We start from the raw sequence: 13,686 nt of genomic DNA on the forward strand, positions 1-13,686 counted from the left end.
TCAACGCTCACCAGCCGGACCTGGCACGCGCTTCTGCACTCAAGAGGCGCTGTTGTCCTCACGAGCATCCACCAGAATCTCGCAACGCTCCATGATGTCGGCCTCGAGCGCCGCTTCCCGCCATGGCTCGGCCATAGCCAGACGCTGCCATTGCTGGAGGGCGTCGTTCTGCAACAGATGGGCGACATAACGCTCAGCGGTGGCGCTCAAGGTGAGGCCATATGACTGCAGACGCAGCACCAAAGGAGCGTAAAAGGCATCCGCGGCACAGGGAGAGCTGCCGCACAGAAAGGGGCCACCGAATTGCTGCAGGCCTTGCGCAAATATCTCGTCGATACGCGCCAGGTTGCGATCCAGGTCCGCAGATGGCTGCTTCAAGCGCAGCCGCAATGCGCAATGCATGGGGCAGAGCTGACGCAGCGCCTGGAACCCAGCATGCATTTCGGCACTGACGCAGCGAGCCCAGGCACGGGCAACGGCATCCGTTGGCCAGACCCCCGAATGTCGCTCGGCCAGATACTCGACAATGGCCAACGACTCCCAGACCGTCACTGCGCCATCTACCAGGCATGGCACCTTTCCGGTCGGTACGATCAGCAGAAAGTCGGGCCCGAGACTGCCATCATCGCAGAAAGGCGTCAGTGTCTCTTCGAAGGGGATGTCGAGCACCGTCATCAGCCACCATGCTCTCAATGACCAGGATGACGTCTGGCGGTTGGCGATATGCAACTGATACATGGATGTTGCCTCTCTCGTGATCGAGACCGCGGAGACCACCAACATGCAGTCTCGATCACAGCGAGACATCAGGCGGTGAGGCGAATCTCGTAGCCGGTGTACTTGCGCAGATTGATCACGCCGGTATCGAACATCAGATACTGGCCCTTGATTCCCATCAGCCTGCCACCCACCAGGGGCGTCTTGTCGAGGTTATGCGAAGCCACCTTGCTGGGGTACTCCAGCACCGGGTAGTCGAACTGCCATGCTGGCTCATCCAGAGCGCGAATGGCGTCATCACCGAAACGCTGGCGCAGTTGGCTCAGCCCGTCACTCACCTCGCCCAGCAAACGGTCACGCTCGGCAGCCAGATCCAGCTCGACGACCTCGCCCTTGAGCATGGCCCGCCAGTTGGTGCGGTCGGAGACCTGCTGCTTGAACAGTACCTCGACGAAGCCTGATTGCTGACGGGTGTCCACGGCAAGGATCGGCAAGGCCTGAATGGCACCCTGATCCAGCCAGCGAGTCGGCATCTGTGTGGCACGGGTAATTCCCACCTTGAGTCCGGAGGAATTGGCCAGATAAATGATATGCGGCTGGAAACAGAAGCGCTGGCCCCATTCCGGCTCACGACAGGTGCCCTCGTGGAAATGGCAGAGTTCCGGCTTCATGATGCAGGTATCACACTGCGCCAAGCTCTTGAAACAGGGGTAACAATACCCCTGGGCAAAGCTCTTGCGTGTCGCTCGCCCACAGTGGGTGCAGGCAATTGCACCAGTCCACTCGAGTTGCAACGACTCGCCCAGGTAATCATTCAAGGCAAGGCGCTGCTCTCCGGCCCGCAGGGTGTATTTGACTGCAGACCCGGCCGCGGCAGAGCCTGTCACAGCGGAACCGGGCTCGGCAGAGCCTGTCACAGCGGAACCGGGCTCGGCAGCCATCTTCTGCAGACATCCCGTGGCAAGGATCTCCTTCAGGGTCAGATCAGTCACTACTGGCATCCCGTGCCAGACCGGCCAGGGCCGGGTCAACATCGGTACCGCTGGAGGCGCCACCACAGGTGCGCTGCTCCAGATATCCGACGCGCTGCTCTTCCGGTACCTGGTTATCGATTTCGTAACGGATGACGGCTTCCAGGCAGAGCTCGGTCTGCTCGGCGGTCAGCATGCGACCATCCGGCCACTTGCGCAGTGACACCGCCTGCTTGAGGCTGTCGTAGATAGCCGGGGTCATCTGGGAAATCATGCGCTCGAAGGTCATATCGCTCATGGGACGTCCTGTGGTTCTATGAATCCAGGGTTTACCTGACACTCCAGTCGAAATGATTGACTATCGACTGGAGTGCCACACCCGACACAGAAGATGGCCGGGTCAGTGCTGGACCGATTTCCGGGAATGATACCAGCCCAGCGCCAGGCCCACGAGTAGCCCGCCCAGATGCGCCTCGTTGGCAACATTGCCGAAACCCACCAGGCCGGCGAAGTCAGTCATGGTGAAGATCATCCAGATCACCATGAACACGACCAGCATCTGCGGCACGAAGAAGCCACTCTGCGGAACCCGCCGCGACATCAGCCATACATAGCCCAGCAAGGCATAGACGACACCGGACATGCCGCCGAACAGCACCGTGCCGGCAAGATACTGGGCCAGGTTGGCACCGATACCCGCCACCAGCAGTATCAGCAGCATGCGCATCGATCCGTGCAACAGCTCCACCTGACGACCGAAATACCAGGTCCACATCAGATTGAAGATCAGGTGCATCCAGCCGAAGTGCAGAAAGGCAGGGGACAGCAGCCGCCATACCTGCCCCGAGGCGAGGCTATCGACCAGACTCCCGGTCACCAGACTTCCGCCACTGACGCCGAGGGGCACAATGGCCAGCCACACCAGTACCAGGTCTCCCCAGATGGCCATGGCCGCGAAGACCGCCAGACACAGGACGATGATCGCCACAGTAACCGGCACCCGACGAGCAACGCGCTGCCACTGGCTGAACTGACCGGCTGAGGCAGCGGGAATCGGTGTCAGCGCCTCCCCCTTCTGCCAGCGCGTGATCACGTCCATCATCGCCTGATGCTGTTCGGGATCCACCAGCCACAGGGCCTGCCCTTCATCCTCTTCCGTAAAGCGATGCCCGATTCGATGTGCCCATAACGCCTGACGTAGCTCGCGAATGTCGACTCCATGGGGGACCATCAAGACCCGAAACATAGTGACTCCTGCACTGGTAACGAACGGCGATGCCTCTATCCATCGGCATCCATCTTCTACAATACGACAGAAATGCCCTGCTGATGGCGCTGCGGCAAGCCTGACCGGCAATATTGCGTAGTAAAACCTGACCGCTGACAACGATGCGCACCAAAGACATGCCAACCAAAGGCACACATACAAAAAGCACGCACAGAAAAAGTCCGGCGGAGGGGACCGCCGGACAAGAGCAAGGGATCATTCAAGGGAACACTTGTTCTGACGCCGGTAACCCAAAAGGGTTCATCGAATTGGTCAGAAATATTGTTACCATTTGTAATCAATCGAAATCGATCTCGCGCGGCTCCGGTCGCGCCGCCGCATCCCGGGGTACCGGCACCCAGACAAAACGATCAGCATCCAACTGCGGTTCAAAGCTGTAGCGATAGGCCACCAGACGACCGTACTTCACCGCACTGTAATCAAGGCAGGCGATATTCGGTGCCGGCAGTGCCGGAACGCCTTCACACCAGTAATGACCGATGAAGAGCGGACGCTCATCCGGTGCATAGTAACTCAGCTTCGCGCGCTCCCTGTCCGACAACGGCTGGCGCTCCAGACCGTTGGGGAGGTTGTCCGGCTGGAACACCACATCCCCCCATGTCGATGGACACCGAGCCCAGAAATGGGTGCGGAAACTGCGCCGAGTGAAGCCATCACCGGAGTGAATTACCACGCCTTCGGGTAGACTGATCGAACCACCGCGGGTCAACCTCTCGAGGATACGGAACTCATCGGAACCTGGCGTCGAGGCACGATAGAGGAAATCGGTATCGATACGGCCATCGGGGTACTGCCTGCGCAGCTGTGTGATCAGCGTCTGATCCCAACAGGCATGAACCACACGAAAGTCGTCAAACTCGAGAAACAGGGGAATATCGCGGAACCACGCCAGAGTGTCATCCCATTCCTGAGGATGATCGTGGTACTGCTCGAGGGTTTCCTTGATGATGCGATTGTGACGCGGAGTGTGAGGGCGAAGCCACTCTCGCCCCAGCTCGGGTGGCGCCTTGAGGGTATAGGTCAGGGCATTGATCTCATGGTTGCCGAGCACCACATGAGCCTGCCCGTCCTCAACCATGCGCCGCGCAATACGAACCGCCAGACGAATACGTGGCCCTCGGTCAATCAGATCGCCCACAAAAATGGCCTTGCGTCTGGGGTGTCGATACACACCATCGCGCTGGTGATAACCCAGACGCTCCAGCAATACCGCCAGGGTCGCACCACAACCGTGAACATCACCGATCAGGTCGTAGCCTTCTACACGCGCATGCCTCACCTCAGTCTCCCAACCGGTTGCTCCAGCCCAGCTTGCTGCGCAGGACATCATAGAAATCGTGGCCTAGCGGATGCACCAGGTTGATGCACTGAGGCTTGCGTCGAATCACCAGCACATCGTCGGGCTTGGCGACCGCACGAGTCTGACCGTCGCAACTGATATGCGGGTAGGTCTGGTTGGTTTCACCGATATGAATACGAATCTCGCAGGATGCATCGATCACGATCGGGCGGCTGGACAGGGTGTGAGGGAACATGGGCACCAGCGTCAAGGCATCCAGCCGTGGATGCATGATCGGGCCACCACCTGACATGGCGTAAGCAGTGGATCCTGTCGGTGTGGCGATGATCAAGCCATCACTGCGCTGGCTGTAGACGAACTGCCCATCAATGAACAACTCGAACTCGATCATGCGCACCGCCTTGCCGGGGTGCAGTACCACCTCATTGAGCGCGTCACCACTGCCGACCAGCATGTCGTCACGGTAGAGCTCGGCATCCAGTAGAAAGCGCTGCTCGACCTCGTACTTGCCAGCCAGCACCTCCCCCACTCTCTCTTCCAGTTCATCCGGGGAGATATCAGTCAGAAAGCCGAGACGACCACGGTTGACGCCCAATACCAGTGTGCCGCTGTGGCAGAGGGTACGAGCCGCTCCGAGTAGGCTACCGTCACCACCAACCACAATCACCAGGTCGCAGAGTTCGCCGAGCATACGACGGCTGGCCTCGGCATGACCTCGATCCAGCAGAGCCGAGGCGGTGCGATCCTCGACAATGACGTGATAACCGGCGCTGTCCAGATAGCGAATCAAGCGCCGCAGCGTGTCCACTACCTTGGCGCTTCCCAGTCGCCCGATCAGACCAATGTTCTTGAACGATTGCATTCACACTTCCCTGGTTGGCGATCGCTCATTATGGCGAGGCCATTCTGGTGGAGCAAACCCATCACCAACAGCTGGTATTAACCCGGCATGCTTTCATGTTGGGTTAATAGCGGCACAGGGACGTGCCGCCGTCGGCCATCAGGCCGACGCGAGGCCGCGCCACACCAGCAGATCCGCGCATCTGCGCCAGTGTGGTGCGGACGACAATCAAATCGATCAGGATGAGCGATTTGATTGCCATGTTAATAATAAACGGGTGGCAGTATCAGCCTTGTGCCAATGGACGACGACGCTGCCACCAGGCATTCAACCACAGTGAAGCGCCAATGATGGCACCACCCAGGGCCAGACGCAGCAGATCCGCCTCGCGATTCCAGATCACCAGATTGACCAGTAGTCCGGCCGGAATCAGCACGTTGTTCATGATGGCCAGAGCCCCGGCATCAACACGTACCGCCCCGAGATTCCACAGGAAATATCCCAGCCCCGAGGCAACCAACCCCAACCACAGCAGAACAGCCCACTGTAGCCCTGTGGTCGGCAACGCTGAGCTGTTGCCCAGCAGGATAAACGCAGGTACCGCAACGACCACAGCGCCGAGATAGAACCAGGCGAACACACTGTGGCGCGGCAGGTCATCCGGTAGGCTGGCAGAAAAACGTCGATATCCGACCTGCCCCAGGGCAAAACACAGATTGGCCCCCTGCACCACCAGGAACCCCAACCAGAAGTCGTCGTTCAACCCCTGGTAACGAATGACCGCCGCACCGAACACCGCCAGAGCCGCCGTCACCAGATGAAAGGGGGTGAAACGTGCAAACAGCAAGTCATCGAGAATGGCGATATACAGTGGAGTGAAGATGGTAAACAGCAACACTTCCGGCACCGAAAGCAACAGGAAGGACTGGTAGAAGAAGATATACATGACGCCGAGCTGCACCGCACCCAGCGCCATCAAGGCCAGCTTGTGGCGCAGATCGAGGTGGCCGGGACGCAGCAACGGCAGGAAGACCAGCGCCGCCAGGCAGACTCGCATCAGTACGGCGAAGTAACTGTCGACCTGCCCGGCCAGATAGACGCCGATCAGCGAGAACGAGAAGGCCCATAGGGCGGTGACCAGAACGAGATAACCCACTGTCAACTCCTGAACAATTCGAAAGTTGACGCAAGGTAACCGCTAATCCCGATCTCGTCCAGCCAACCAGACCGGGCCGACGCCCTCACCGGTCGCAGCGCCGCAACCACCAGGCCGCATAGATGACGCCCGGCAACCACCCCAACAGCATCAGCAGCAGCGCCAGCGACGTTCGCCTGGCACCTCCATCAGTGACCGCCACGGCCAACGGTGGCATCAATACCGTCAGTGCCATCAAGGCCAGGCGCACAGCAGGCGAGGCCATCAAGGCCCCACCTGCGGCAGTGCTTTCATCGTCTCTGGCACCTTCTCTAACATCTTCTCTGGATGGCATTGAAGAGGTCGCTGTCGTCCTGGCCGTCGCTGCCCGAGAAGGCACCTGCTGCGGTTCGGGTGTGAAGTGCTCCACCGCCCCATCATCAGAGGTCTCTGTCGCCTGGCGATGCGCTTCACGATCCACTTTCTGCTCGACCTGGTCAGCCCCTTCGGCAAGCAGATCGTGATACCGCTCCCAGTCTTCCCAGTCATGAGGAGTTCCTGCGCGCGGGCGATGATCCTGGGCACCCCGCGCCCGATCCCACGCCTTTTCCTCGAGCGTGGTCGGCTTCTCCTTATCCCGCTGCCCATCCAGTCCCTTGCGGGCCAGATATTCTCGCGCATCCATCTCTACTGTCCTCCAGGCGCTACCGCCATCGATACCCTCAGCCTGACAATCGGGTGGAACAGGCCGGCAACCGACAGCGGCGCTGCCGCTCAACGCAACCAACCCGACGTTATTAACCCGGCATGCTTTCATGTTGGGTTAATGGCGGCACAGGGACGTGCCGCCATCGGCCATCAGGCCGATGCGAGACCGCACCACACCAGCAGATCCGCGCATCTGCGCCAGTGTGGTGCGGACGACAATCAAATCGATCAGGGTGAGCGAATTGATTGCCATGTTAATAAAGCCTGCCGGGTCAATACATATGACTGTCTCTAGTATGGAGCATGGTAACACTAGACAGAGCCTGGGTGAGCTGATCCGCTTGCGCTGCCGGGTGGCAAGCCAATTCCCTCGCCGGTAAGCGCTGCGGTCAAGCCAATACGCACGAATTCAGATGTTTGGGCTACGCTGTCAACAGGCACGTCATTGCCACCACCCCCAATGGCTGCCGTATTGAAGGTCGGCCAGCATCGGATTTCCGCGTTTACCCGGTCAGTCCGCACCGACCGCCGACTACAAGGCGCCGACTACAAGGAGAGAGGCCATGCCCAAACAGGCTCCCCCATCCATCGTACGCGACATCATGTCCCACGACTGTTATCGCGTCACCGGCTCCACATCCGTCTCCACCCTCGCCGAGGGCCTGTCACAGCACCGTCTTCCCGGCGCCCCTGTGGTCGACCAAAGTGATCATCTGATCGGCTTCATTTCGGAGCAGGATGTACTCGGCAAGGTGATCGAGAGCCTGTATCTCGACCACGAGGCGCCGCTGGTCAGCGACCTGATGCGTAACGAAGTGCTCTCGGTATCACCGACCAAGAGCATTGTCGACCTGGCTCAGGAAATGCTCGGCGCCAAGCCGAAGGTCTACCCGGTTGCCGAACAGGGACGACTGGTGGGTATCGTCACCCGCCGCGATGTCCTCAACGCCATACTCATGATGCGCCGCCACCAACGCAGCGCCTGAGCCGCCTGGCCATACACCTTTAGCGGTTATACATCTACACCCTCGGCCCTGGTGTCCTGCACCAGGGCCGAGGGTGCTGTTGAGAAAGAACGTTGTTGAGGACGACAATAGGTTCTCGTCGTTCAAGGCAGCGATGCGCGCACCAAAAAAAACGCTCCAGGGTTGTCCATGGAGCGTAATGATCGATTTAGCAAACCAGAGCAACACTGCTTGCGACTGCCATCGCGTGTGTTGCCTGTACCTACTGAGACCGCGTTGAGCAGAAAAGTTCGCCAAAAGGACAATTTTTTTGCGTCTCGCCTGGTTTCAGGCTGGATACTCCCTCCAAACGACGCCTGACAGAGCCTGCTGCTGCCCTTCTGATAACAGAAGCATTGACCCAATACGCCATACCAGCAAGCCATGGATGCAGCAAAGGCCAGTAAAGTGAGGCTTGACTTGCGCTTATGCATCGACCACTGTTCCTTTTATGGAACGTTCGTTATAAGGAACGCTCGTAACAGGAATCACAAGTCGAGGAACAGCCAGGTCCCGTGGATAGAATCTCACTCAATACACTTGGGCAGCACCTACAGCACCTACGCACTGCACGGGGCTGGTCGCTGTCGTACCTTGCCAGCGAAGCCGGAATAGCCAAATCCAACCTGTCACGACTGGAGCAGGGCAACGGTAATCCCACTCTAGACACCCTGTGGCGCCTGGCAGTTCAACTGGAAGTGCCCTTTGGCACCCTGGTGGCCCCGGTTACCGCACCGCTCGATGAAGAAGGTGTTCAGGTGCAGCTACTGGATCAGGGCAGGGACACCCCTCCGGTCGACGCCTACTGGATGCGTTGCGCCCCCTGGACAGAGCGTAGAGCCGAGGCTCACACCCCCGGAGCCAGGGAAAACATCACTGTCATCAGTGGCCATCTGGTGGTAGGTCCGGTCGATAACATGCAGATCGTCAGCACAGGCCAGAGCACCTCCTTCGCCGCAGACCAGGCGCACTGCTATCGCACGGAGGAAAGCTGGGCGACCTTGTTGATGACCATCGTCTATTCAGGTGGCGAGGAGCCCCACCCATGACCCTATCAACGACCTCTCCCCACAACAGAGGATGGCTGCTGGGGCTGCGCGATGCCATACCGCTGCTGAGTGGCTACATCCCGGTGGCCATTTCCTTCGGGCTGATTGCCATCCAGTCCGGCTTCACGCCGCTGCAGGCCGTACTTATCTCGTTGCTGGTGTATGCCGGGGCTTCCCAGTTCATGTTTGTTGGCCTTGCCGCCACAGGTGCGCCCCTGTGGCTGGTAGTATCCATGAGCCTACTGATCAACCTGCGCCATCTGGTCTACGCGCCAGGTCTTGCCCCCTCGCTGAACAACAGCCGCTGGTGGCCGTGGATGATGCATGGCCTGACCGACCAGATCTTTGCCCTCGCCCTCAACCGTCTGCCACAACTCGAACCAGGCCAACGACTGAGCTGGTACAGCAGTGCAGCCATGCTCGCCTGGGGAAGCTGGGTCGTGGGCACCGCCGTGGGCGCTCTCACCGGTGACTGGTTGATGAGCCGCTGGCCACTGGTCGGGCAAGTCACCCCCTTTGCCCTACCGGCACTGTTTCTGGTGTTGTTGGCACCCTATGCGACCAACCCACGCTGGGCAATATCGCTGTCCCTTGCCATTCTCACTGCCCTGATGATGGCACTCTACGGTCTGAGCAATATCGGCATCCCCCTGGCTGCCATCTGCGGAGCACTGTGTTTTCAACTGATCAAACCGCGGAGACCGCAGCATGTCTGATCACGTCTGGCTTGCCGTGGCACTTACTGCCCTCGGCACCTTTCTGATTCGCCTACTCCCACTACTGTGGATGCAACGGCGTCTGGCCAGGCGCCAGGGCGAGAATGGCGTTGAGGCGCTCCCCCCGTGGCTCAGTATCCTGGGGCCAATGATGATCGCCGCCATGCTGGGTGTATCCCTGATACCGGCATCACCCTCCGCCACCACCTGGCTGGCGACCCTCGTTGGCGTCATCGTCACTCTGCTGGTCTGGCGCCAGCTGCGTTCACTGGGCTGGCCGGTACTCGGCGGTGTAGCAAGCTATACCGCCGTCATACTGTTGGCCAGGCTCTTCGTCTGAGCAAAGCCAGCCACGATCACCAACGATAATCACCAACAACGCTCACCAACAACGCTCACCAGCGACGCTCACCAACAACAGCGGAGACTGATCGGTAGGTCTCCGCGCTACAACGACAGGCCATCATGAAGCATTCAGCCGGTCCACGTGTTCGTGGGCCTCATCCGGGTTGCGATAACGCTCCACGATGCTGTGCTCATCAATGTTGCGATCGATCGCATCACGTGTATTCACGACCCAGTACTCGGTTCCCCTGGGACCGTCTGCAGTGACCACTATGTACATTTCGGATCCCCCTTCGCGGTATTTGGTGAAACCAGCAGCAGATACGGTTGCTGAAAACGCCTTGTGCGGGCTGCTGGAGACAGCCATGCCCCCAACGAGTATGAACGCCACCATGGCAGGACACGATCATGGCTGGTACAACAGACACGGGGACGGCTGTTGTTTTCAATATCAGCCAGATCCACCGCCACTCAACTGGAAGGTAGACCATTGCAGGCACGCACAACCCTGCCAGGAAAGGCGAAGACTCGCCAATGCACAGTTGGTACAGCGGATCAGTCAGCTGGCACTGGCAAGTGCTAGTCTAGAGAGAGGAACCGTCAGGAAGACGAGATCAGACATCAGGCCGGGAGGTGGAACAGTGAACAGTACTGCGCTGAAGCGAATGGATGAGCCCAGCAACGACGCCAGATTCCTGGCCGTCGGCGACCTCGCTCACGCAGGTAACGATAGTGGGCAATTGCTCACCCTGTTGATACTGAAAGTCCTTGATGACAGCCGTTACCACGCAAGAATCGTCTGTGTAACGAGTGAGAAGAATCAGCGCGTCGACTTCATCGGTGATGAAATCGAGGTCAGTTGGGACTGCCTGTACGCCATTCGCAGGAAGTCCAGCTCCACGACCTGACACCCTGAGCCTCCCGCTGCTGGCTGATTCCCCGCTCCTCCGAGGTCGGTGCAGATGTTTCGCCTGTAGCCTGCGTACAGACTGAAAACGTGCGCCTTGAGACTCCAGAAGAACGGCAGCTCGGTGACTCATGAGCGAGTCAACATCTCGATATGTGCTATGCCATCCTCAGCGTAAGGTTCCGATACCGTTTCGAACCCGAATTCCGCATAGAAGGTCTCGAGATACTGCTGAGCTGAAATCCTGATAGGGAGCCCGGGCGCTTCCGAGGCCAGAAATGCCAGAGCTTTTTCCATGAGCAACCGCCCTACTCCCCTGCCCCTTGCCGCCCCGGTAGTCATGACCCTTCCGATGGAGGGCTCGGAATACTTGTGGCCAGGATACACAATACGAAGATATCCCTGAATATCGGTGCAGCCGCCACTGCCTTCATGTTGGAGCAAGAGGTGCCAGGCAACCCTGTCCAGACCATCAACATCCTGGTAAACGCAGTTCTGCTCGACAGTAAAGACTTCCTGCCGCACCCTTAATATCTCATACAACTCATCAAGCGAAAGCTCTTCAAACCTTTTCCATTGCCACTGGTACATGTTCGTGCCCTGTATTGTTGTCTCGTCCCGGCCGCACCTGCTTTCTTGATGAAAGCCTTATGCATACACGTTTCATCGACCGCGGAGGCCGTCCGTTCTATATGTGTGCTGGTACCAGGGAAAACAACGTCGAGATCGAAGAACACTTCCTGAGGCAAGTAAACCTGGAAGACCTTGAACATAAAGGAGGTGGAGCGCGAAGGGAATCGAAGCGTTGCTCCATACGAAGCCTACCGGCCTGATTCCCATTTCACCATACACCCGGCCATACGCGATGTTCTCAACCAGGCTGTTTCTTGCGTGGTCGGCAACGCTGGTCGTAACCGACCGACAGGAGGGAATGCGCCCTATCCCCTCCTCGCCTTGTCCCACCTTTTCCGCATCCACTCGCCGATCTCATGTTCCAGCCACTATTAACCCGGCATGCTTTCATGTTGGGTTAATGGCGACACAGGGACGTGTCGCCGTCGGCCATCAGGCCGACGCGAGACCGCACCACACCAGCAGATCCGTGCATCTGCGCCAGTGTGGTGTGGACGACAATCAAATCGATCAGGATGAGCTATTTGATTGCCATGTTAATAGTTCGGTGCCTGCCTGGCAGGTGCCGTGTATGACCCCCTCCCCCGGGCCTCACAACGGCACAGTGATACATTGATCAGCACATCAGTGGCGCATATCGTCCCGGAGTCACGCCGAACATGCGCCGAAACAGGGCGATGAAGGCGCTGGCGTTGTCGTATCCCAGGTCCAACGCGATCGCTGTTACCGATCTGCCTGAGGCCAGTAACTCCAAGGCTCTCAACATGCGAACGCGTTGTCGCCATTCGGTAAAGCTGAAGCCCGTTTCGGCCACGAAGCGGCGCGATAGTGTACGTGGTGCAATGTTTGCCCAGATTGCCCACTCCTCCAGTCGTCTCCTGTCACCAGGTTGATCCGACAGTGCCCGGGTAATCTTCAACAGGCGCAAGTCCTGTGGCATCGGCAGGCCTAGTGCCACCTGGGGCTTGATACGAATTTCGTCCAGAATCACACCCGCCAAGCGTGTCTGCGCCTCATCCAGCTTCCCCTCACCCCATGATGAAGCCCGTGTCACTGCTTCGCGCAACAGGCCAGACACTACCAGTGTGCACGGTTGGCAGGGCAAGTCTGTGCAGGAAGTTTCCGCGACATACACACTCCAACCCACGAATGGCCCGTGCGAACGTAGTCCGTGAAGTATGTTGGGTGGTATCCAGACCGCATGGGTCGCCGGGACGACCCAACAGCTATTGCCCGTATCAACCGACAGCAACCCATGGGTGGCTCCCAGCAATTGCCCACGTGTGTGGTGATGACGATGAGTCACCCGTACCTCATTGGACAGCCGCGATACTGCAATCAGTGGTGGGCCATCATCTGAGGAAGCTTGCCCAGGGGAGATCAGTGGACTCGTCATTATGGCGCCAAATGGGTATTGAATGTCCTTTATAACGCACACAGACCATATCGGTAAGCCTACAATGATGTCCTGATCACGTCACAGGCATTACAGGAGAGGAATATGCAGGCTGAAGACATGTTACCTGGTGGCCAGGACCAGGTTGAACGCGATGGTGTTGTCATTCGCAAAGGTACTGTCGGTGCCTTTCTGGTCAATGCCAGATTATGGTGTGATCCAGCAACTAGTGCTCTGCTGAGGCAAGACGCTGAGCATGACATCATCAATTCCTTGCCTGCACTGCGAGCCTTGGGATTATTCGATGTTCTCGCCATTCGGGATAGCGCATTAAGGAAGCTGGTCGAGGCGGCTGTGGAATGAATCCGGTATTCGCAGCCCCGGTTGGAGGCTTGGCCACCCGGTTACTGGCGCTACCGGCCAAAGCGCACGGGATTTCGTCGTCGAAGTCGTTGTAGGTGCTCGGGGCGCCGAATTCATTCTGAGGTTGCTGCGAGATCTGTCCATCCGTGGCACTATTAACATGGCAATCAAATAGCTCATCCTGATCGATTTGATTGTCGTCCGCACCCCGCTGGCGCAGATGCGCGGATCTGCTGGTGTGGTGCGGTCTCGCGTCGGCCTGATGGCCGACGGCGGCACGTCCCTGTGCCGCCATTAACCCAACATGAAAGCA

The 13,686-nt window shown here is 58.6% G+C and carries 19 protein-coding genes; 7 read left to right on the plus strand and 12 right to left on the minus strand.

Annotated elements, in window-relative coordinates; genetic code table 11:
* Positions 1–39: 39 nt before the first annotated feature.
* From BUE38_RS18770 to BUE38_RS18805, 8 genes are all read right to left on the minus strand, one after another.
* Positions 40–738, minus strand: a complete 699-nt coding sequence (locus tag BUE38_RS18770) for a glutathione S-transferase family protein (protein ID WP_073436769.1) — start codon at positions 736–738, stop codon at positions 40–42.
* Between the two features lie 68 nt (positions 739–806).
* Positions 807–1,718, minus strand: coding sequence for a DUF2797 domain-containing protein (locus BUE38_RS18775; RefSeq protein WP_371860427.1), 912 nt, complete (start codon positions 1,716–1,718; stop codon positions 807–809).
* A complete protein-coding gene (locus BUE38_RS18780) occupies positions 1,702–1,986 on the minus strand; it encodes a YeaC family protein (RefSeq protein ID WP_073436770.1) in 285 nt (94 codons plus the stop codon). The genes BUE38_RS18775 and BUE38_RS18780 overlap by 17 nt, the downstream gene beginning before the upstream one ends.
* 102 nt (positions 1,987–2,088) lie before the next feature.
* Positions 2,089–2,934 carry a rhomboid family intramembrane serine protease gene (locus tag BUE38_RS18785; protein ID WP_073436771.1) on the minus strand — a complete coding sequence of 282 codons (846 nt, stop codon included), beginning with the start codon at positions 2,932–2,934 and terminating at the stop codon, positions 2,089–2,091.
* A 319-nt stretch (positions 2,935–3,253) separates the two neighbouring features.
* Positions 3,254–4,255 (minus strand): metallophosphoesterase, encoded by a 1,002-nt coding sequence (locus BUE38_RS18790; RefSeq protein ID WP_073436772.1) that lies wholly within the window; start codon positions 4,253–4,255, stop codon positions 3,254–3,256.
* 1 nt (position 4,256) lies between these two features.
* Positions 4,257–5,138, minus strand: a complete 882-nt coding sequence (locus BUE38_RS18795) for an NAD(+) kinase (RefSeq protein WP_073436773.1) — start codon at positions 5,136–5,138, stop codon at positions 4,257–4,259.
* A gap of 265 nt (positions 5,139–5,403) precedes the next feature.
* Positions 5,404–6,273: a carboxylate/amino acid/amine transporter gene (locus BUE38_RS18800; RefSeq protein ID WP_073436774.1), complete on the minus strand. Its 870-nt coding sequence runs from the start codon at positions 6,271–6,273 to the stop codon at positions 5,404–5,406.
* 85 nt (positions 6,274–6,358) lie between these two features.
* On the minus strand, positions 6,359–6,937 hold the full coding sequence (locus BUE38_RS18805) for a YqaE/Pmp3 family membrane protein (protein WP_073436775.1): 579 nt from the start codon (positions 6,935–6,937) through the stop codon (positions 6,359–6,361).
* A 141-nt stretch (positions 6,938–7,078) separates the two neighbouring features.
* Between BUE38_RS18805 and BUE38_RS23020 the strand changes: the two genes are divergently transcribed.
* The 5 genes from BUE38_RS23020 to BUE38_RS18825 all read left to right on the plus strand — a co-directional run bounded on the left by BUE38_RS23020 (position 7,079) and on the right by BUE38_RS18825 (position 10,069).
* Positions 7,079–7,255: a hypothetical protein gene (locus BUE38_RS23020; RefSeq protein ID WP_159438909.1), complete on the plus strand. Its 177-nt coding sequence runs from the start codon at positions 7,079–7,081 to the stop codon at positions 7,253–7,255.
* A gap of 268 nt (positions 7,256–7,523) precedes the next feature.
* Positions 7,524–7,946 (plus strand): CBS domain-containing protein, encoded by a 423-nt coding sequence (locus BUE38_RS18810; RefSeq protein WP_073436776.1) that lies wholly within the window; start codon positions 7,524–7,526, stop codon positions 7,944–7,946.
* Positions 7,947–8,479: 533 nt separating this feature from the next.
* The gene (locus BUE38_RS18815) at positions 8,480–9,013 is read left to right on the plus strand and encodes an XRE family transcriptional regulator (RefSeq protein ID WP_073436777.1); all 534 of its coding nucleotides are present in this window, start codon (positions 8,480–8,482) and stop codon (positions 9,011–9,013) included.
* Positions 9,010–9,729: an AzlC family ABC transporter permease gene (locus BUE38_RS18820; protein WP_073436778.1), complete on the plus strand. Its 720-nt coding sequence runs from the start codon at positions 9,010–9,012 to the stop codon at positions 9,727–9,729. The genes BUE38_RS18815 and BUE38_RS18820 overlap by 4 nt, the downstream gene beginning before the upstream one ends.
* The gene (locus tag BUE38_RS18825; protein WP_073436779.1) at positions 9,722–10,069 is read left to right on the plus strand and encodes an AzlD domain-containing protein; all 348 of its coding nucleotides are present in this window, start codon (positions 9,722–9,724) and stop codon (positions 10,067–10,069) included. The genes BUE38_RS18820 and BUE38_RS18825 overlap by 8 nt, the downstream gene beginning before the upstream one ends.
* A gap of 123 nt (positions 10,070–10,192) precedes the next feature.
* Here BUE38_RS18825 and BUE38_RS22740 read toward each other — a convergent pair whose 3' ends face one another.
* On the minus strand, positions 10,193–10,468 hold the full coding sequence (locus BUE38_RS22740; protein ID WP_143166393.1) for a hypothetical protein: 276 nt from the start codon (positions 10,466–10,468) through the stop codon (positions 10,193–10,195).
* Between the two features lie 247 nt (positions 10,469–10,715).
* Here BUE38_RS22740 and BUE38_RS18830 point away from each other — a divergent pair, with 247 nt between their 5' ends.
* Positions 10,716–10,982, plus strand: coding sequence for a hypothetical protein (locus BUE38_RS18830; RefSeq protein ID WP_143166394.1), 267 nt, complete (start codon positions 10,716–10,718; stop codon positions 10,980–10,982).
* 128 nt (positions 10,983–11,110) lie between these two features.
* Here BUE38_RS18830 and BUE38_RS18835 read toward each other — a convergent pair whose 3' ends face one another.
* Positions 11,111–11,572, minus strand: coding sequence for a GNAT family N-acetyltransferase (locus tag BUE38_RS18835; protein WP_073436781.1), 462 nt, complete (start codon positions 11,570–11,572; stop codon positions 11,111–11,113).
* A gap of 442 nt (positions 11,573–12,014) precedes the next feature.
* On the opposite strand from BUE38_RS18835, the gene BUE38_RS22745 reads away from it, so the two are divergent.
* The gene (locus BUE38_RS22745; protein WP_143166395.1) at positions 12,015–12,230 is read left to right on the plus strand and encodes a hypothetical protein; all 216 of its coding nucleotides are present in this window, start codon (positions 12,015–12,017) and stop codon (positions 12,228–12,230) included.
* Here BUE38_RS22745 and BUE38_RS23295 read toward each other — a convergent pair whose 3' ends face one another.
* Both BUE38_RS23295 and BUE38_RS23300 read right to left on the minus strand, forming a co-directional pair.
* Positions 12,231–12,605 (minus strand): helix-turn-helix domain-containing protein, encoded by a 375-nt coding sequence (locus BUE38_RS23295; RefSeq protein WP_234987102.1) that lies wholly within the window; start codon positions 12,603–12,605, stop codon positions 12,231–12,233.
* Between the two features lie 670 nt (positions 12,606–13,275).
* Positions 13,276–13,668, minus strand: coding sequence for a hypothetical protein (locus BUE38_RS23300; protein ID WP_234987099.1), 393 nt, complete (start codon positions 13,666–13,668; stop codon positions 13,276–13,278).
* Positions 13,669–13,686: the final 18 nt, after the last annotated feature.

The organism is Halomonas cupida (genome assembly GCF_900142755.1).
In the GTDB taxonomy this organism is placed as follows: Bacteria; Pseudomonadota; Gammaproteobacteria; order Pseudomonadales; family Halomonadaceae; genus Halomonas; species Halomonas cupida.

Excerpts from the sequence above, each read along its gene's own strand:
- BUE38_RS18770 (WP_073436769.1), bottom strand. The coding sequence starts at position 738 with ATGTATCAGTTGCATATCGCCAACCGCCAGACGTCATCCTGGTCATTG.
- BUE38_RS18775 (WP_371860427.1), bottom strand. The coding sequence starts at position 1,718 with ATGCCAGTAGTGACTGATCTGACCCTGAAGGAGATCCTTGCCACGGGA.
- BUE38_RS18780 (WP_073436770.1), bottom strand. The coding sequence starts at position 1,986 with ATGAGCGATATGACCTTCGAGCGCATGATTTCCCAGATGACCCCGGCT.
- BUE38_RS18785 (WP_073436771.1), bottom strand. The coding sequence starts at position 2,934 with ATGTTTCGGGTCTTGATGGTCCCCCATGGAGTCGACATTCGCGAGCTA.
- BUE38_RS18795 (WP_073436773.1), bottom strand. The coding sequence starts at position 5,138 with ATGCAATCGTTCAAGAACATTGGTCTGATCGGGCGACTGGGAAGCGCC.
- BUE38_RS18805 (WP_073436775.1), bottom strand. The coding sequence starts at position 6,937 with ATGGATGCGCGAGAATATCTGGCCCGCAAGGGACTGGATGGGCAGCGG.
- BUE38_RS23020 (WP_159438909.1), top strand. The coding sequence starts at position 7,079 with ATGGCGGCACAGGGACGTGCCGCCATCGGCCATCAGGCCGATGCGAGA.
- BUE38_RS18810 (WP_073436776.1), top strand. The coding sequence starts at position 7,524 with ATGCCCAAACAGGCTCCCCCATCCATCGTACGCGACATCATGTCCCAC.
- BUE38_RS18820 (WP_073436778.1), top strand. The coding sequence starts at position 9,010 with ATGACCCTATCAACGACCTCTCCCCACAACAGAGGATGGCTGCTGGGG.
- BUE38_RS18825 (WP_073436779.1), top strand. The coding sequence starts at position 9,722 with ATGTCTGATCACGTCTGGCTTGCCGTGGCACTTACTGCCCTCGGCACC.
- BUE38_RS22740 (WP_143166393.1), bottom strand. The coding sequence starts at position 10,468 with ATGGTGGCGTTCATACTCGTTGGGGGCATGGCTGTCTCCAGCAGCCCG.
- BUE38_RS18835 (WP_073436781.1), bottom strand. The coding sequence starts at position 11,572 with ATGTACCAGTGGCAATGGAAAAGGTTTGAAGAGCTTTCGCTTGATGAG.
- BUE38_RS22745 (WP_143166395.1), top strand. The coding sequence starts at position 12,015 with ATGGCGACACAGGGACGTGTCGCCGTCGGCCATCAGGCCGACGCGAGA.
- BUE38_RS23300 (WP_234987099.1), bottom strand. The coding sequence starts at position 13,668 with ATGGCGGCACAGGGACGTGCCGCCGTCGGCCATCAGGCCGACGCGAGA.